The organism is Streptococcus mitis, from assembly GCF_965111725.1.
GTDB lineage: Bacteria > Bacillota > Bacilli > Lactobacillales > Streptococcaceae > Streptococcus > Streptococcus mitis_DV.
The window spans coordinates 948,958-965,706 of sequence record NZ_OZ217341.1 but is presented as its reverse complement, the minus strand read 5'-3'; the positions used below and the strand labels follow the sequence as shown (position 1 = coordinate 965,706).

Annotated in this window: 16 protein-coding genes, 1 pseudogene and 1 other annotated feature; of the genes and pseudogenes, 10 read left to right on the top strand and 7 right to left on the bottom strand. The window is 37.1% G+C overall.

Annotated elements, in window-relative coordinates; all coding sequences use genetic code 11:
- Window positions 1-75: 75 nt before the first annotated feature.
- The 5 genes from ACLV7Q_RS04755 to ACLV7Q_RS04735 all read right to left on the bottom strand — a co-directional run bounded on the left by ACLV7Q_RS04755 (window position 76) and on the right by ACLV7Q_RS04735 (window position 4,985).
- On the bottom strand, window positions 76-1,239 hold the full coding sequence (locus ACLV7Q_RS04755) for a helix-turn-helix domain-containing protein (protein WP_218757042.1): 1,164 nt from the start codon (window positions 1,237-1,239) through the stop codon (window positions 76-78).
- A 54-nt stretch (window positions 1,240-1,293) separates the two neighbouring features.
- Complete coding sequence (locus ACLV7Q_RS04750) at window positions 1,294-1,854, bottom strand: DUF6287 domain-containing protein (RefSeq protein WP_218757041.1); 561 nt, start codon at window positions 1,852-1,854, stop codon at window positions 1,294-1,296.
- A 30-nt stretch (window positions 1,855-1,884) separates the two neighbouring features.
- Entirely contained in the window at window positions 1,885-2,775 is an 891-nt protein-coding gene (locus ACLV7Q_RS04745; protein WP_218757040.1) for an N-acetylmuramoyl-L-alanine amidase family protein, read from the bottom strand.
- 46 nt (window positions 2,776-2,821) lie between these two features.
- A complete protein-coding gene (locus tag ACLV7Q_RS04740; RefSeq protein WP_218757039.1) occupies window positions 2,822-4,195 on the bottom strand; it encodes an N-acetylmuramoyl-L-alanine amidase family protein in 1,374 nt (457 codons plus the stop codon).
- Window positions 4,196-4,397: 202 nt separating this feature from the next.
- Window positions 4,398-4,985, bottom strand: coding sequence for a recombinase family protein (locus ACLV7Q_RS04735; RefSeq protein ID WP_218757038.1), 588 nt, complete (start codon window positions 4,983-4,985; stop codon window positions 4,398-4,400).
- A 637-nt stretch (window positions 4,986-5,622) separates the two neighbouring features.
- On the opposite strand from ACLV7Q_RS04735, the gene ACLV7Q_RS04730 reads away from it, so the two are divergent.
- The 4 genes from ACLV7Q_RS04730 to rpmA all read left to right on the top strand — a co-directional run bounded on the left by ACLV7Q_RS04730 (window position 5,623) and on the right by rpmA (window position 7,525).
- Window positions 5,623-6,327, top strand: a complete 705-nt coding sequence (locus ACLV7Q_RS04730; protein WP_218757100.1) for a YoaK family protein — start codon at window positions 5,623-5,625, stop codon at window positions 6,325-6,327.
- 58 nt (window positions 6,328-6,385) lie between these two features.
- Window positions 6,386-6,505: a sequence feature (ribosomal protein L21 leader region), on the top strand.
- A gap of 35 nt (window positions 6,506-6,540) precedes the next feature.
- Window positions 6,541-6,855, top strand: coding sequence for a 50S ribosomal protein L21 (gene rplU / locus ACLV7Q_RS04725; protein WP_000109141.1), 315 nt, complete (start codon window positions 6,541-6,543; stop codon window positions 6,853-6,855).
- Between the two features lie 15 nt (window positions 6,856-6,870).
- On the top strand, window positions 6,871-7,215 hold the full coding sequence (locus ACLV7Q_RS04720) for a ribosomal-processing cysteine protease Prp (protein ID WP_000613699.1): 345 nt from the start codon (window positions 6,871-6,873) through the stop codon (window positions 7,213-7,215).
- A 16-nt stretch (window positions 7,216-7,231) separates the two neighbouring features.
- Entirely contained in the window at window positions 7,232-7,525 is a 294-nt protein-coding gene (gene rpmA / locus ACLV7Q_RS04715) for a 50S ribosomal protein L27 (protein ID WP_000916509.1), read from the top strand.
- 220 nt (window positions 7,526-7,745) lie between these two features.
- On the opposite strand, the pseudogene ACLV7Q_RS04710 reads toward rpmA, so the two are convergent.
- Window positions 7,746-7,832: pseudogene (locus ACLV7Q_RS04710) on the bottom strand (TIGR03943 family protein); the annotation flags it as partial.
- 529 nt (window positions 7,833-8,361) lie between these two features.
- On the opposite strand from ACLV7Q_RS04710, the gene ACLV7Q_RS04705 reads away from it, so the two are divergent.
- Window positions 8,362-9,279 (top strand): bifunctional riboflavin kinase/FAD synthetase, encoded by a 918-nt coding sequence (locus tag ACLV7Q_RS04705; RefSeq protein ID WP_000587439.1) that lies wholly within the window; start codon window positions 8,362-8,364, stop codon window positions 9,277-9,279.
- Between the two features lie 193 nt (window positions 9,280-9,472).
- Here the strand turns inward: ACLV7Q_RS04705 and ACLV7Q_RS04700 are convergent, their stop codons facing one another.
- A complete protein-coding gene (locus ACLV7Q_RS04700; RefSeq protein ID WP_049535166.1) occupies window positions 9,473-10,321 on the bottom strand; it encodes a YitT family protein in 849 nt (282 codons plus the stop codon).
- 141 nt (window positions 10,322-10,462) lie between these two features.
- Here ACLV7Q_RS04700 and ACLV7Q_RS04695 point away from each other — a divergent pair, with 141 nt between their 5' ends.
- The 5 genes from ACLV7Q_RS04695 (at window position 10,463) to ACLV7Q_RS04675 (ending at window position 16,668) form a co-directional block, all read left to right on the top strand.
- Window positions 10,463-11,302 carry a DegV family protein gene (locus ACLV7Q_RS04695; protein WP_218757037.1) on the top strand — a complete coding sequence of 280 codons (840 nt, stop codon included), beginning with the start codon at window positions 10,463-10,465 and terminating at the stop codon, window positions 11,300-11,302.
- 106 nt (window positions 11,303-11,408) lie between these two features.
- Window positions 11,409-11,684, top strand: coding sequence for an HU family DNA-binding protein (locus tag ACLV7Q_RS04690; protein ID WP_001284639.1), 276 nt, complete (start codon window positions 11,409-11,411; stop codon window positions 11,682-11,684).
- A 958-nt stretch (window positions 11,685-12,642) separates the two neighbouring features.
- A complete protein-coding gene (locus ACLV7Q_RS04685; RefSeq protein WP_218757036.1) occupies window positions 12,643-14,544 on the top strand; it encodes an ABC-F family ATP-binding cassette domain-containing protein in 1,902 nt (633 codons plus the stop codon).
- Window positions 14,545-14,546: 2 nt separating this feature from the next.
- Complete coding sequence (locus tag ACLV7Q_RS04680) at window positions 14,547-15,410, top strand: XRE/MutR family transcriptional regulator (RefSeq protein ID WP_218757035.1); 864 nt, start codon at window positions 14,547-14,549, stop codon at window positions 15,408-15,410.
- 79 nt (window positions 15,411-15,489) lie between these two features.
- On the top strand, window positions 15,490-16,668 hold the full coding sequence (locus ACLV7Q_RS04675) for an MFS transporter (protein WP_218757034.1): 1,179 nt from the start codon (window positions 15,490-15,492) through the stop codon (window positions 16,666-16,668).
- Window positions 16,669-16,749 lie beyond the last annotated feature (81 nt).

Below are 16,749 nucleotides of genomic sequence, written 5' to 3'. Positions count from 1 at the left end.
TGTATACATTGGAAGAAAGAATATATGATATGCAAGAAAAAAGACTTCACGATTTTAGTCGTAAAGCCATAATTTTTACTCGTAATCTTGATTGTATATGAAATCATTTACGTAGAGAGTTAGATGATTATCTTTTGTTTTTTCATAAAATTTGATAAGTTGAGTTAAGTCAGAATAGAGTTTAAATGCATCATAGTTCTCACTAGTATCCTCATATTTACTATGTATTTTTTCCAAGAATAAATTTTGATACTGGAGTAACTGTAAAAATTGAATATGAAAGAGACTATTAGTTTTATCGATTTGTTCTTTTTTTAGCTCATTTACTAAAAGATAGTATATATCATCTTCCAATAAAATGTTTAAAAGAACATCGGAGTCTAAATAGTATATCATGTTGCTAGGAGTATTATTTTTACCTCTGGTATTTAAGCTATTGTTAAATGTTTCTAAAAATTTATCAAAAATTAAATCAATTATTTTATATATAGTATGTTCGAATGCTTCGAATATATAGATGATATTTTCAGGTTTACGAAGTAGAACAGAAGCAATATTCCCTAAATCAGTAGTGTACCACGTTTGAAGTTGGGAACTGATTTTTTCCAAGTCACTAGCATATTTAGTTTGTAATTTATGGTTAGAAGAATTACTGTATTGTTCATCTTTTGATTTATAAGGAATATACTTGTCAGGATAGTTATCAGAATAATAAAAGACAGAATTTATGAAGTGCTTTTGGAAAGCAGGATAGGTTAGTAGAAATTTTAATATTATATTCCCTAAGCGTTCAGTTTCTTTATTAGGTTTGATATCGAGAGATTGAGATTTGTGATATAAATCTCGCCATTTTTCAGATGAAACGGAGTTAATCTGAACATCTATATTATTTAGCAGACATCCTAAGAGTAAAATTTTTACGATTTCTTGTTTCTGTTCTTTATTTCCTAAAAGTAATTCATCTTGATTACATTCAAGAGTAGCAGTCAATGCTTTAATTTGATTATCCGATAAAAAACTCCTAAAATTCTTCTGCTCCCCTTTTTCTATTCGACTAATATTCTCTCTTGTTATTCCAGTTTTTGGATTAGTTCTTGTATTACCTGTTTCTTTTACAATCTTATCATATGTGCGTTGAGAGATATGAGTAGAATAATTTTTAAAATTAAGATTTTTCTTTTCTCTATCCAGTCTAACACGTTCTCCGATATTTTTATATAAATATTCTGTAAAATCCATGATTTCCTCCTTGTCAAAGGGAACCGAAAATATTCGATTCTGTGGTTAGTTTAATTATTTTACTTTGTAGAAAAATCCGTCAGTGTGGCCATCGATAAGTTGGTGTCCAAACCATAAGCGGTCTTGTGTGATATCAGATGGGTCGGTATAGCCATTATCTGGAGAAGAGGTGACAGACATGGTTATAGGGATTCCTGCTGGTAAAAAGGCAATAGCTGCACCAGCCCCTCCATCTTTAGAAACAGAACTTGCTTTAAGATAGTGGTCAATTTCTTTAGCATGTTCAATTGAAATTTTGGACTTATCACTTACTAAACCATTTTTATCGAAAGTAAATTCAATACCTGTAGGATTTTTCCAAGTTCCTGAAACACTAGAAAAATCTCCATTTTGAATTGCAGAAATATCCATCCCTTTACTTTCTGACGGAAGGGAAGATTCTTCATTTATTAGACTTGTGACAGATTTATTTTCTTCCGATGTAGAAGAAGTTGAACTAGTACTTGAAGCAATTGCTTCAGAACTTACTGAGGAAGTGTTTTCACTCTGAACTTGGCAAGCAGTTAAAATGGAAACAGTTAAAACACTGATACTGACTAAAACTAATTTTTTCATGTATTTAATTTTGCAATTTCGAATTGCTTATTATACCCACTCACCGTTGGCATTGACACGATAGCCATCAGGTGTCGTCGTATTGATTGCGAGTGCACCAGAGCTATAGGCATAGTACCATTTACCAGATACTTTCATCCAGCCTGTTTTCATAGCCCCTGAGTCTTGAAGATAGTACCAGCTACCGTTATCTTTGAGCCAACCAGTCTTCATAGCGCCTGAGCCGTCGAGATAGTACCAAGTCCCACCGTCTTTCAACCAACCTGCCTGCATCCAGCCTGAACTATCGAAGTGATACCATTTACCGTCGATTTTTTCCCAGCCGTTAGATGTGTAAGAACCATCAGAGTGCTTGAACCACCAGCGAGAACCAGCTTGTACCCAACGGTCTGTTTTTGTTGGTGTTGGAGTTGTAGGGGAAGATGCTGGAGTAGTTGTAGTTGTGTTCCCAGAAGTTTGATTAGTCGATAAAACTTCTAGTTTAGTTAGGTAAATATAGAAAGCAAGACCTTTACCTACATTTTCTCTCACATCTACTGTCGCTTTGTATCGAACTCCTTTTGACTCAAAGCTCATACTATAGATTCCAAAATTTGTTGCCTTAAATGTAACTCGTTTTCCATCAACGTACACTTGTCCTTCTGGACGTTTTGCAAAAAAGTTTGGGAATTGATTTTTAAAATTGCTACTATAATTTTCATCAACCAATTGTATACTGATTGCCTGTTTAGATAAATCATCAACTGCTCTTTGAATTTTTGCTTCTCTTTTCTCTACAAGAGTCACATCTGTTGCGATAATAGTATCTACTTGACTTTTTTCTTGATGTGCTGGACCACTTGAGGCATTGACACTTGAAATTGTAGCTCCTGTTGCTACAAGTGATAAAACTGCTGTAGTCGTTAAAACGATTTTTTTCATAATTTTTGTTTTCCTTTTCTTTTTATCTATTTTTTATAATCTTATCCTACACCCATTCACCGTTGCCATTGACCGTATAGCCATCTGGCGTAGTAGTATTCACTGCTAAAGCTCCTGAGCTATAGGCATAGTACCATTTGCCAGAAACTGTAAACCAGCCTGTTTTCATAGCACCTGAGCTATCAAGATAATACCAGCTACCATTATCTTTGAGCCAACCAGTCTTCATAGCGCCTGAACCGTCGAGATAGTACCACTCACCGTTATCCTTCACCCAGCCGGTTTGCATCCAGCCTGAACTATCGAAGTGATACCAGACTTTATCGATTTTTTCCCAGCCATTAGATGGGTAAGAGCCATCGGAGCCTTTAAACCACCAGCGAGAGCCAGAGCGAACCCAGCGACCATATTTAATATCTCGTGCAAATGAAGTGTTAGAACTTGCATTATCTGAAACGGTTACAGTTGTAGAATACGTTTTCCCGTCTGATGTAACTGTGATAGTCGTAGTACCTGATTTGTGAGCGGTGATGTTTCCGTCTCGGTCAATTGTTGCGACGGAAGTGTCACTACTAGACCAGTCACGATTTGTTGGAATGATGACTTTAGGAGAATAAGTGCTGTCATAAGAGCCAGTGTATCTAGCTTGGAGTTCGATAGTCTTAGATTCCTGAGGCTTGATTGTAAAGTTTTGAGGCAAAGAGATGTCTTTTACTTTGCCAGGACTAGCGATAGTATAGACAGTCGATTCGCCGTACTCGCCGACTAAGCTGTCAGAGTCGCCAGAATTTTCAGCGAACAACTGAGATATTTTATAATATAAACCATGTCTCGAGCTTAATGCCGGCTTAGCAAACGCAGATACTGAAACTGTCGTCCATTTAGGGTTGATCATATGAAGATAATGACCTGTCTCGCCTGAGCCAGTCTTTAAATTTTGTTTTTCACTATAAAAATCTTCTATAGCTAAATCGATGCTCTCGCTGCCGAGATTTCCCGCGAGATGAGTGAAGTTATCATGATATGTGCCCGAGTGCAGTTGTTCACCGGTCAATTTAGTATGGTCAAACAGCACACTAGCTTCAGCCGCACGAATACGACTTGCTTTCTCAAGACTAGTTGACCATCTGACTGGAACATAGCGATCTACCAAACCTTCATCATAAGCTTCTTTACGAATCGCGTTGACACGGTCTACAATCGCTTGTTTGTCGGGCGTCGCAAATGTCCCCTTGATACCTACGACTCGTAGACCGTCTGAAGCATGAGTGTTAGATGGGTTTATTGTTGAGCCTCTAAAATCACGTCCTAATACGATATTTTCGCTTGCTGATACTTGATTAGCTGTGATGATTCCAGCTCCAAGAAGTGATAGAGCTGAGATAGTTGCAAGTGTGAATTTTTTAGTTTGTTTGTTCATTCATGTAATATCCCCTATTTTTATTTATTGTAAAATAATCAGTTTGTCCTAAAACCTAGACTTTTTTGGACAAACTTGATAAAATGGAAGTGTAATAATAATTGGCCAAAATGCTGGATTTTAGAACCTTTTTTTCTAACGAAAACGCTTCTAAAATAGACTGTATTTTCTGTCCAAAAAATCCTAGGTTTTTTGACAAGAACTATGAATTTTTTATCCAATTGTGAAAGGTGCTTTTTGATACTCCTAAGATGTCTGCACCTTCTCGTAAGGTTATTTCTTTTTTCTTATATTGAGCTATCACATTAGGGAGATTATTCGGGACAATCAATTTTGGTCTACCGAATTTCTTCCCTTTTTTCTGTGCTTCCCGTATTCCTTCCATTTGTCTTTGTTTGATTTGTTCTCTTTCAAACTGTGCCACATAAGATAGGACTTGTAAAACGATATCGGAGATTAGTTTTCCTGTGATATTATCATTGCTATTCTTTGTGTTTAATAAGGGGAAATCTAAAACAGTTATATTTACTTTCTTTTTCTTAGTAATTGCTTGCCATTGTTCTAAAATTTCATCATAGTTTCTTCCCAACCTATCAATTGATTTAATAACCAATTCATCATTCTCTTTCAAGGTAGCTAATAATTTTTGATATTCCATTCTGTCAAAATCTTTTCCTGAAACGTAATCAATAAAAATATTTTCTTTTGATAATTTGTTTTCTACTAAGGCTGAAAATTGCCTATCAATATTTTGTTCTTTTGTAGATACTCGAACATAACCGTAACGCATAAGGCTACCACCTATCTTTTTATCTCTATTTTAGACGAAAAGAAAACTACCACCCATAATGAGTGGTAGTTTGGTGTACTCTTCGCTACTGTATTTTTTTTGCCAAGATTTTGTCTTGGATGCGTAAATAGTAGTGTTGGATAAAAAATCCTAAGGACTTAAAATCCTTTTAAACCAACCTTTTTGATGTTTACAAAAATTAAAAACAGTATGTTCAATTTTTGCATGTTCATCATAAGATTTCTAAAATTCCTTTCATCTCAAGGGGATAATCCTTGTTGTTAACAAGTGCCTGATTTTCTCTCCTAATTGTTATTAGTAGCATAGCCATCAAGCCCAAGTATTGATTTTATTATACCATTTTTTTAAGACATAGTCTTTTATTGGTAAGAGTTATTTATGTCAAGGAGTAATTAGAAATAAATTAAAATAATGATTTTTGCTAAGAGGGGCTCTATTCTAGTTTCATGGAAATGATTTTACTAAAGATTCGTATGCTTTGTTTACAAACATGTTACCTCTATCTATTTTTGGATAAATAGTTGTCTATTATTATTTTTATGCTAATAGTAAAATCTAAATGGTAGCCTACGATTTTTTAGAAAGAAAATGGTACAATGTTCTAAGAGAAAATACAATGGGAGGGAAAATGAGGTTATTACCTATAAGAAAAATATCACGTCAGTCTAAAAGGTTAGCACTTTTTTTGACGTTTTGTGCTGGATATGTGGATGCCTATACTTTTATTGTGCGAGGGAACACTCTTGTAGCTGGACAAACTGGGAATGTCGTTTTTCTTTCAGTAGAGCTAATACAAAATAATGTTTCGGATGTTAGGGATAAGCTTTTAACATTAATAGCGTTTATGCTGGGAGTTTTTTTACTAACCATTTATAAGGAAAAATTGAGAATTGTGAAAAAACCGATTCTGTCATTGATTCCTTTGGCAATCTTATCAATAATTATTGCTTTTGTGCCGCAAACTGTGGATAATATCTATCTAGTGCCGCCCTTGGCCTTCTGTATGGGACTGGTGACAACTGCTTTTGGAGAAGTGTCGGGTATTGCTTACAATAATGCCTTTATGACAGGGAATATCAAACGGACGATGTTGGCTTTTGGAGATTATTTCCGGACCAAGCACACTCCTTTTTTGCGTGAAGGGTTTATATTTGTTAGCTTGCTTAGCAGTTTTGTATTTGGAGTTGTTTTTTCAGCCTATTTAACGATTTTCTATCAGGAAAAGACCATTCTTGGTGTTCCTATTATGATGAGCATTTTTTATCTCAGTATGCTTTTTGCCTCGTGGCGGAAAAAAGTAAAAGAAAAAGCTTCATTTTAGGTGTTATTACTTGTAAGAAAATAGGAGATATGATATACTTAGAGAGTTGACTATGCACGTTCCTGTGCAACCGCACGAACATCGTTGCTCGTTGTATAACAAATTTAAACTTTGTTATACATAGAGCTCTTCTTTTAAGTGGTTCGTCCCACGATGCTAGGCGAGTCTTCACAAAAAATCGGGGAAACCCATAAAAATCATAGGAGGTGCATAATGAGCACATACGCAATTATCAAAACTGGCGGAAAACAAGTTAAAGTTGAAGTTGGTCAAGCAGTTTACGTTGAAAAATTGAACGTTGAAGCTGGTCAAGAAGTTACTTTTAACGAAGTTGTTCTTGTTGGTGGTGAAAACACTGTTGTCGGAACTCCACTTGTTGCTGGAGCTACTGTAGTTGGAACTGTTGAAAAACAAGGAAAACAAAAGAAAGTTGTTACTTACAAGTACAAACCTAAAAAAGGTAGCCACCGTAAACAAGGTCACCGTCAACCATATACTAAAGTTGTCATCAACGCAATCAACGCTTAATTTTAAGGAGAACACATGATACAGGCAGTCTTTGAGAGAGCCGAAGATGGCGAGCTGAGGAGTGCGGAAATTACTGGACACGCCGAGAGTGGCGAATACGGCTTAGATGTCGTGTGTGCATCGGTTTCTACGCTTGCCATTAACTTTATCAATTCTATTGAGAAATTTGCAGGCTATGAACCAATCCTAGAATTAAACGAAGATGAAGGTGGCTATCTGATGGTTGAAATTCCAAAAGATCTTCCTTCACACCAGAGAGAAATGACCCAGTTATTCTTTGAATCATTTTTCTTAGGTATGGCAAACTTATCGGAGAACTCTTCAGAGTTCGTCCAAACCAGAGTTATCACAGAAAACTAACACGGAGGAAAACATTATGTTAAAAATGACTCTTAACAACTTGCAACTTTTCGCCCACAAAAAAGGTGGAGGTTCTACATCAAACGGACGTGATTCACAAGCTAAACGTCTTGGAGCTAAAGCAGCTGACGGACAAACTGTAACAGGTGGATCAATCCTTTACCGTCAACGTGGTACACACATCTACCCAGGTGTAAACGTTGGACGTGGTGGAGACGATACTTTGTTCGCTAAAGTTGAGGGCGTAGTACGCTTTGAACGTAAAGGACGCGATAAAAAACAAGTTTCTGTTTATCCAATCGCTAAATAAAAAGGTCCAGTGAACCTTTTTATCCCGAGCCTTGAAGTATAAAGGTGAGGAAGCTAGAAGTAGCATAAAATAAGGCTTTCCGAGTTTTCGGAGAGCCTCTTTTTTTGTTTTGATACCCATACTTTTTAATATGTATAGTGGATTGAATCTGGAATAGAACACTGTTAAAAATTGATTTGAGTTTCCTACTCGATTTCTTCAGATTTTATTTCAATTGACTATAAGAACTGGTATCTGGTTTCAAATATTGGCTTGTCGTCCCTTCACTTGTCTGAATGGCTTGATTCGTTCCTTCTGATAAGGAAAAAGATATTCTTTAGCGAGAATCCAAGATAACAGATGGAGAGAAAAATAACCCAGTCTGAAGCACATTAGATGGGAGTTGTTGGAAAGCAGTCATCTAGTTTTTCTTTGCTGCTTTGGCTTTTTCTTTGTCATCAGGGAAAGTGACTTGCTTCAAATCAGGGAGTTTAGGAAATTCTTCAAACATCTTGCCCAAGTTGTCTCATTTTGTAAATTTTACAGCCATAGGTGTACCTCGATTCTAAATTCTACCTTTTCGGCACCAATTAGTAATTTAAAGTTCTCAGGAGTTAGTTGCATTGCTTTTTCATACATAAGCATAGTATGACACTTTATGGTTATTGAACAAGTCTAATCACTCCTTTCAAACTTTTGAAGATGTCCTACAAGTTTTTGAGAAGAATATTGCAAAGTTCATAGTTAAGCAACGATAGAGTGAAGTGCTTTTTGAAAACAGCTACACTTCAGGTGAAAAAAACGACATTTCAGATTTTCTGTTCCAGAAATAGCTATCGCTATGATATAATTAGTTTATGATTATTACTATTCCTATAAAAAACCAAAAAGATATTGGCACACCATCTGATTCAGTCGTTGTTCTCGGCTATTTTGATGGTATACACAAGGGGCATCAAGAATTATTTCGTGTTGCCAATAAGGCTGCGAGAAAAGATTTATTACCTATCGTCGTTATGACCTTTAATGAATCTCCAAAGATCGCTTTAGAGCCTTATCATCCGGATTTATTTTTGCATATTTTGAACCCTGCTGAACGTGAAAGAAAATTAAAGCGCGAAGGTGTAGAAGAATTATATCTCCTTGATTTTAGTAGTCAATTTGCTAGTCTTACTGCAGAAGAATTTTTTGCAACTTATATCAAGGCTATGAATGCCAAAATTATTGTTGCAGGTTTTGATTATACATTTGGTTCTGACCAAAAAACGGCAGAAGACTTAAAGGATTACTTTGATGGAGAAGTCATTATTGTCCCACCTGTAGAAGATGAGAAAGGAAAGATTAGTTCAACTCGTATCCGTCAAGCTATTTTAGATGGAAATGTGAAAGAAGCAGGGGAACTTTTGGGGGCACCGCTTCCATCAAGAGGGATGGTGGTTCATGGTAATGCTCGTGGTCGTACGATTGGTTATCCGACAGCGAATTTAGTGCTTTTAGATCGTACTTATATGCCAGCAGATGGTGTTTATGTCGTTGATGTTGAGATTCAAAGGCAGAAGTATCGTGCTATGGCTAGTGTCGGGAAAAATGTGACTTTTGATGGAGAAGAAGCACGTTTTGAAGTCAATATTTTTGATTTTAATCAAGATATTTATGGGGAAACCGTCATGGTTTATTGGCTTGATCGCATTCGAGATATGACCAAATTTGACTCAGTTGACCAATTAGTGGATCAGTTAAAGGCTGATGAAGAAGTAGCTCGGAATTGGTCTTAAGAGCATAAGTAAATAAAAAAGAGGTTATTTGTAACCCAAAAGATAGATGAATAATACTCTTCGAAAATCAAATTCAAACCACGTCAGCTTCGCCTTGCCGTACTCAAGTACAGCCTGCGGCTAGCTTCCTAATTTGCTTTTTGATTTTCATTGAGTATAAGTCTAACTTTTGAGGTCACGACATTACCTCTTTTTATTCTTTTTCAAAGGTAAATCCTTCTCCAAGGATTTCATGGGCTTCTGTAATGGTTATAAAGGCTTGAGGATCGATTCGATGAATCATTTCCTTCATTTTCACAATCTCATTTCTACCGACAATACAGTAGATAATCTTCAAATCTTTTTGACTATAGTAGCCTTGACCTGAGATGAAAGTAACACCTCTTCCTAGGTCATCATTGATTGCCTTAGCAAGGTGGTCAGGACGTTTTGTAATAATCATGAAGCCTTTGCCAGCATATCCTCCTTCACCAATCAAATCAATGACACGAGAAACAATAAAATCAAATAAGAGCGTGTAGGAAACCAATCTCAAGTCCTTGAAGATAAGGAGAATGAGCATGAGAATACAAAAATCTAAGATAAAAAGTAGTTTCCCCATTGATATATGAGTGTATTTGTTGAGAATACGAGCTAGAATATCAGTTCCGCCAGTTGTTCCTCCAGCATTAAAAATAATTCCAAGGCCAATTCCCAATAGGATTCCCGCTATAAGGGCTGTGATTAGTAAATCACCTTGAAGATCAATATGAAGGGGAATACGCTCGAAAAAAGCCAACCAAGCTGACAAAGCTAAGGTTCCAAGTAAACTAGAATAGAGGGATTTGGCTCCAAATATTTTCCAAGCTAGGATGAAAAGGGGAATGTTAATCAGCAGGTTCATGAGAGAAACAGGTATTTTAAAAAGATAAAAGGTGATGAGGGTAATACCTGTCGCCCCTCCTTCAAAGAGATGATGAGGAACTACAAAATAAGTCAGGCCAAAAGCATAAATAGCAGCACCTAGTAAAATGGTTAAAATGGGGTAAATTTTTTTAATCATAGGACACCTCTTTTCTTATAAGTTGATTATATCAAATTTTTACGGAAAATTTGAGTGACTCCATTAGGATTTTTAATCTTTTTTTGATATAATTAAAAGTAAGAAAACCAATCTGAATCCTAAAATAGAAAGATTGATACTATGACAAAAATTAAGATTGTAACCGATTCATCTGTTACTATTGAACCAGAACTAGTAAAGCAATTAGATATTACAATTGTTCCATTATCTGTAATGATTGATAATGTTGTTTATTCTGATGCTGATTTGAAAGAAGAAGGTAAATTTCTTCACTTGATGCAAGAAGCTAAGAATCTTCCAAAAACAAGTCAGCCACCTGTAGGTGTCTTTGCTGAAGTTTTTGAAGACCTATGCAAGGATGGTAGCCAGATTCTTGCTATTCATATGTCCCATGCTCTTTCAGGGACTGTAGAAGCAGCACGCCAGGGTGCTAGTTTATCTACTGCAGATGTGACTGTTGTTGATAGTTCCTTCACTGACCAAGCCTTGAAATTCCAAGTTGTCGAAGCTGCTAAATTAGCACAAGAAGGCAAAGAGTTGGAGGAAATCTTATCTCATGTAGAAGAGGTTAAAAACAACACAGAACTTTATATTGGCGTTTCAACTTTGGAAAATCTTGTCAAAGGTGGACGAATTGGCCGTGTAACTGGATTGTTGAGCTCACTTCTCAATATCCGTGTTGTCATGCAAATGAAAGACCATGAATTGCAGCCAATGGTTAAAGGTCGTGGAGCTAAAACTTTTAAAAAATGGTTAGATGAGTTGATAACATCGCTTTCTGAACGTTCTGTAGCAGAGATTGGAATTTCATATTCTGGTAGTGCTGATTGGGCAAAAGAGATGAAAGAAAGCTTACAAGCTTATGTTGAACAGCCAATTTCTGTTTTGGAAACGGGTTCCATTATTCAAACTCACACGGGTGAGAACGCTTGGGCTATTTTGGTACGTTACCACTCCTAAAAAAATAAAGAAAATGGGAAGAAATAGCGTTTTTAACTTGACCTAAAAGGGATTTTAGGATATGATTATATTTGTTAATTAGAAATTATTTGGAGGAATCGTTAACATGGCAAACAAACAAGATTTGATCGCTAAAGTAGCAGAAGCTACAGAATTGACTAAGAAAGACTCAGCAGCAGCAGTTGAAGCTGTATTTGCAGCGGTAGCTGACTATCTTGCAGCTGGTGAAAAAGTTCAATTGATCGGTTTTGGTAACTTTGAAGTTCGTGAGCGTGCAGAACGTAAAGGTCGCAACCCACAAACTGGTAAAGAAATGACAATTGCAGCTTCTAAAGTTCCAGCATTCAAAGCTGGTAAAGCTCTTAAAGACGCTGTTAAATAATTGGCGTTCAAAAAGCCTATTGTATCAAGCTTTCTAGCTTGGTCAGTAGGCTTTTTACGTACGATAGGCATGTCGTATATCTGAGGTGTAAGTCCTCGGTGGGCACCTGCTACCGGTGAACCCAATAGCGATTCCCAAGCCTGACTATCGTGAGGTAGCGGATTAAAATGGTCTGGGGATAGACCGTTTTAAGTCTGACGTTGGAAATAAGAATCGTCAGAGGAAGGGATGGCGAAATCGTGGCTCTACGAACAGGAACGTGATAGTAAGGCGTATATAGCGGATAAGGGGGCTCAAAACTCTAAAGTCCAAAAAGGTAGTCGTAACCTATATGCGTAAATCACGAGAGTAATTGAATTCGGACTAAGGTTTGTGTGAAAAAGATAAATCTTCCTAGTGCCTAAAGACTCTGCGTCAGATTTCCTATTTTCACTGTAACCTTCTAACGTCCTCATATCTTGTATAAACTAGGAAAGATGTACGACTTATCCGCGAGGTATCATGAGCGCTGAAAGCGTAGTAACAACGAATCATGAGAAGTCAGCCGAGCCCATAGTAGTGAGGAAACTTCTGTAATGGAAGTGGAGCGAAGGGGGGAATAATCTAGTAATAAATAGAGTTAAAAAGTTGAATGCTCCGAAAATATTGTATATATAGTAGTTGAATCTAAAATAGTACGAAACAATTTCTAAAACATTTATAGAAATTAATTTTACTTCCTCAATCGATTTGTTCTCATCTTATTTCAATCCGCTATACGTACGTATATAATGAAAAGAATTAAATAATAGAATTGTGCGATAACTATTTGAAGCAAGATTAGCTTATTAGAAAATCCAACAAGATAGCGAAGGATTTGTAATATAAAATATACATAATTTATTTTATGTTACAAATCCTTCGCTAAAATACTTACCATTATCTTGAATGCCTTGGGGAAACATGCTATACTACTTGTATGATTATTTTACAAGCTAATAAAATTGAACGTTCTTTTGCAGGAGAGGTTCTTTTCGATAATATTAACCTGCAGGTTGATGAACGAGACCGGATTGCCCTTGTTGGGAAAAATGGTGCAGGAAAGTCTACTCTTTTGAAGATTTTGGTTGGAGAAGAGGAGCCAACTAGTGGAGAAATCAATAAGAAAAAAGATATTTCTCTGTCTTACCTAGCCCAAGATAGCCGTTTTGAGTCTGAAAATACCATCTACGATGAAATGCTTCATGTCTTTGATGACTTGCGTCGGACGGAAAAACAACTTCGTCAGATGGAGCTGGAGATGGGTGAAAAGTCTGGTGAGGACTTGAATAAGCTGATGTCAGATTACGACCGCTTATCTGAGAATTTTCGCCAAGCAGGTGGTTTCACTTATGAAGCTGATATTCGAGCGATTTTAAATGGATTCAAGTTTGACGAGTCTATGTGGCAGATGAAAATATCTGAACTTTCAGGTGGTCAAAATACTCGCTTGGCTCTAGCCAAAATGCTCCTTGAAAAGCCCAATCTCTTGGTCTTGGACGAGCCAACCAACCACTTGGATATTGAAACCATTGCCTGGCTAGAGAATTACTTGGTAAACTATAGCGGTGCCCTCATTATTGTTAGCCATGACCGTTATTTCTTGGACAAGGTTGCAACGATTACGCTGGATTTGACCAAGCATTCTTTGGACCGCTATGTGGGCAATTATTCTCGCTTTGTCGAGTTGAAGGAGCAAAAACTAGCTACTGAGGCAAAAAACTATGAAAAGCAACAGAAGGAAATTGCAGCTCTGGAAGACTTTGTCAATCGCAATCTAGTCCGAGCTTCAACGACCAAACGTGCCCAGTCTCGCCGAAAACAACTGGAAAAAATGGAACGTTTGGATAAACCTGAATCTGGCAAGAAAGCAGCCAATATGACCTTCCAGTCGGAAAAAAACTCTGGTAATGTTGTATTGACTGTTGAAAATGCGGCCATTGGCTATGATGAGGAAGTACTGTCAGAGCCTATCAACCTAGACCTTCGTAAGATGAATGCTGTTGCCATCGTTGGTCCAAATGGTATTGGGAAATCAACCTTTATCAAGTCTATAGTAGACCAGATTCCTTTTATCAAGGGTGAAAAGCGCTTTGGCGCTAATGTTGAGGTTGGTTACTATGACCAGACCCAAAGCAAGCTGACACCAAGTAATACGGTGCTGGATGAACTCTGGAATGATTTTAAACTGACACCAGAAGTTGAAATCCGTAACCGCCTAGGTGCCTTCCTTTTCTCAGGAGATGATGTTAAAAAATCAGTCGGCATGCTGTCAGGTGGCGAGAAAGCTCGTTTGCTTTTGGCTAAATTGTCTATGGAAAACAACAACTTCCTGATCCTTGACGAGCCGACCAACCACTTGGATATTGATAGCAAGGAAGTGCTAGAAAATGCCTTGATTGACTTTGATGGAACTCTTCTATTTGTCAGCCACGACCGTTACTTTATCAATCGTGTGGCAACTCATGTACTGGAATTGTCTGAGAATGGCTCGACTCTTTACTTGGGAGATTACGATTATTATGTCGATAAAAAGGCTGAAATGGAAGTCGGTCTGACAGAGGAAGCTTCAACCAGCAATCAAGCAAAAGAAGCAAGCCCAGTTAATGACTATCAAGCTCAGAAAGAAAGTCAAAAAGAAGTTCGTAAGCTCATGCGACAAATCGAAAGTCTAGAAGCTGAAATTGAAGAGCTAGAAAGTCAAAGCCAAGCCATTTCTGAACAAATGTTGGAAACAAACGACGCCGACAAACTGATGGAATTGCAGACTGAGCTGGACAAAATCAGCCACCGTCAGGAAGAAGCTATGCTTGAGTGGGAAGAATTATCAGAGCAGGTGTAAAGATGGAACATCTTGGAAAAGTATTTCGTGAATTTCGAACAAGTGGAAATTATTCTTTAAAGGAAGCAGCAGGCGAATCCTGCTCTACCTCTCAGTTATCTCGCTTTGAGCTTGGGGAGTCTGACCTGGCAGTCTCCCGTTTCTTTGAGATTTTGGATAACATTCATGTAACAATCGAAAATTTCATGGATAAGGCAAGGAATTTTCATAATCATGAACATGTGTCTATGATGGCACAGATTATCCCACTTTACTATTCAAACGATATTGCAGGTTTTCAAAAGCTTCAAAGAGAACAACTTGAAAAGTCTAAGAGTTCGACGACTCCCCTTTATTTTGAGCTGAACTGGATTTTGCTACAAGGTCTGATTTGTCAAAGAGATGCGACTTATGATATGAAGCAGGATGATTTGGATAAGGTGGCAGATTATCTCTTCAAAACAGAAGAATGGACCATGTATGAGTTGATTCTTTTCGGGAACCTCTATAGTTTCTACGATGTGGACTATGTCACTCGAATTGGTAGAGAAGTCATGGAGAGGGAAGAATTTTATCAAGAGATTGGTCGCCATAAGAGATTAGTGTTGATTTTGGCCCTCAATTGTTACCAGCATTGTTTAGAGCATCTTTCTTTTGATAATGCAAGCTATTTTGAGACTTATACAGAGAAGATTATTGGTAAAGGTATTAAGCTTTATGAGCGTAATGTTTTCCATTATTTAAAAGGTTTTGCCTTATACCAAAAAGGACAGTGTAAAGAAGGTTGTAGCCAAATGCAAGAGGCTATGCATATTTTTGACGTACTAGGTCTTCCAGAGCAAGTAGCCTACTACCAGGAACACTATGAAAAATTTGTCAAAGATTAATTTTCCCAAATAAGGGAAAAAATAAAAAGCTCCTTTCGGTTTTGATACAATAGTTTCAAAATTTGAGAGGAGTTTTTATATGAATCGCTATGCAGTACAGTTGATTAGTCGTGGAGCTGTTAACAAGATAGGGAATATGCTCTATGATTATGGCAATAGTGTCTGGTTGGCTTCCATGGGGACTATCGGACAGACTGTTTTAGGAATGTATCAGATTTCTGAACTCGTCACATCTATTCTCGTAAATCCTTTTGGCGGAGTCATTTCAGACCGTTTTTCTCGTCGTAAGATTTTAATGGTGACAGACCTTGTTTGTGGGATTCTTTGTCTGGCTATTTCTTTTATAAGAAATGACAGCTGGATGATTGGCGCTTTGATTTTTGCCAATATTGTGCAGGCGATTGCTTTTGCATTTTCTCGTACAGCCAATAAAGCTATCATAACTGAAGTGGTGGAGAAAGATGAGATTGTGATCTATAACTCTCGCTTAGAGCTGGTTTTGCAGGTTGTAGGTGTTAGCTCTCCTGTTCTTTCCTTCCTTGTTTTACAGTTTGCAAGTCTCCATATGACGCTACTGCTAGACTCGCTGACTTTTTTCATTGCTTTTGTTCTAGTGGCTTTCCTTCCAAAAGAGGAAGTAAAAGTTCAAGAGAAAAAGGCTTTTACTGGGAGAGATATTTTTGTAGATATCAAGGATGGGTTACACTATATCTGGCATCAGCAAGAAATTTTCTTCCTTTTGCTGGTAGCTTCCAGCGTTAATTTCTTTTTTGCCGCTTTTGAATTTCTACTTCCCTTTTCGAATCAGCTTTACGGGTCAGAAGGAGCCTATGCAAGCATTTTAACTATGGGGGCTATTGGTTCCATCATTGGGGCTCTTCTAGCTAGTAAAATTAAAGCTAATGTTTATAATCTTTTGATTTTATTGGCTTTGACAGGTGTCGGAGTTTTTATGATGGGATTACCACTTCCAAATTTGCTTTCCTTTTCTGGAAATTTAGTTTGTGAATTGTTTATGACGATTTTTAATATTCACTTTTTTACTCAAGTACAAACCAAGGTTGAGAGCGAATTTCTTGGGAGAGTACTAAGTACAATTTTTACCTTAGCTATTCTATTTATGCCTATTGCAAAAGGATTTATGACAGTCTTGCCAAGTGTACATCTCTCTTCTTTCCTGATAATTGGAAGTGGTGTTATCATCTTGTCTTGTATATCGTTTATTTATGTTCGAACTCATTTTGAAAAATTGATATAAGGCTGCTTGAGTTTTAAAAATAATTCCAATCTAAGTGTTTTTTCCGCCCTTCTTGTTTGTGAGGAGGGCTTGTTTTATGGT

What these genes read in the sequence shown, in the direction of transcription:
- ACLV7Q_RS04745 (WP_218757040.1), bottom strand. Translation starts at nt 2,775, where the DNA reads ATGAAAAAAATCGTTTTAACGACTACAGCAGTTTTATCACTTGTAGCA.
- ACLV7Q_RS04720 (WP_000613699.1), top strand. Translation starts at nt 6,871, where the DNA reads ATGATACAGGCAGTCTTTGAGAGAGCCGAAGATGGCGAGCTGAGGAGT.
- ACLV7Q_RS04695 (WP_218757037.1), top strand. Translation starts at nt 10,463, where the DNA reads ATGACAAAAATTAAGATTGTAACCGATTCATCTGTTACTATTGAACCA.
- ACLV7Q_RS04755 (WP_218757042.1), bottom strand. Translation starts at nt 1,239, where the DNA reads ATGGATTTTACAGAATATTTATATAAAAATATCGGAGAACGTGTTAGA.
- ACLV7Q_RS04685 (WP_218757036.1), top strand. Translation starts at nt 12,643, where the DNA reads ATGATTATTTTACAAGCTAATAAAATTGAACGTTCTTTTGCAGGAGAG.
- ACLV7Q_RS04740 (WP_218757039.1), bottom strand. Translation starts at nt 4,195, where the DNA reads ATGAACAAACAAACTAAAAAATTCACACTTGCAACTATCTCAGCTCTA.
- ACLV7Q_RS04730 (WP_218757100.1), top strand. Translation starts at nt 5,623, where the DNA reads ATGGGAGGGAAAATGAGGTTATTACCTATAAGAAAAATATCACGTCAG.
- rplU (WP_000109141.1), top strand. Translation starts at nt 6,541, where the DNA reads ATGAGCACATACGCAATTATCAAAACTGGCGGAAAACAAGTTAAAGTT.
- ACLV7Q_RS04705 (WP_000587439.1), top strand. Translation starts at nt 8,362, where the DNA reads ATGATTATTACTATTCCTATAAAAAACCAAAAAGATATTGGCACACCA.
- ACLV7Q_RS04690 (WP_001284639.1), top strand. Translation starts at nt 11,409, where the DNA reads ATGGCAAACAAACAAGATTTGATCGCTAAAGTAGCAGAAGCTACAGAA.
- ACLV7Q_RS04675 (WP_218757034.1), top strand. Translation starts at nt 15,490, where the DNA reads ATGAATCGCTATGCAGTACAGTTGATTAGTCGTGGAGCTGTTAACAAG.
- ACLV7Q_RS04680 (WP_218757035.1), top strand. Translation starts at nt 14,547, where the DNA reads ATGGAACATCTTGGAAAAGTATTTCGTGAATTTCGAACAAGTGGAAAT.
- rpmA (WP_000916509.1), top strand. Translation starts at nt 7,232, where the DNA reads ATGTTAAAAATGACTCTTAACAACTTGCAACTTTTCGCCCACAAAAAA.
- ACLV7Q_RS04735 (WP_218757038.1), bottom strand. Translation starts at nt 4,985, where the DNA reads ATGCGTTACGGTTATGTTCGAGTATCTACAAAAGAACAAAATATTGAT.
- ACLV7Q_RS04700 (WP_049535166.1), bottom strand. Translation starts at nt 10,321, where the DNA reads ATGATTAAAAAAATTTACCCCATTTTAACCATTTTACTAGGTGCTGCT.
- ACLV7Q_RS04750 (WP_218757041.1), bottom strand. Translation starts at nt 1,854, where the DNA reads ATGAAAAAATTAGTTTTAGTCAGTATCAGTGTTTTAACTGTTTCCATT.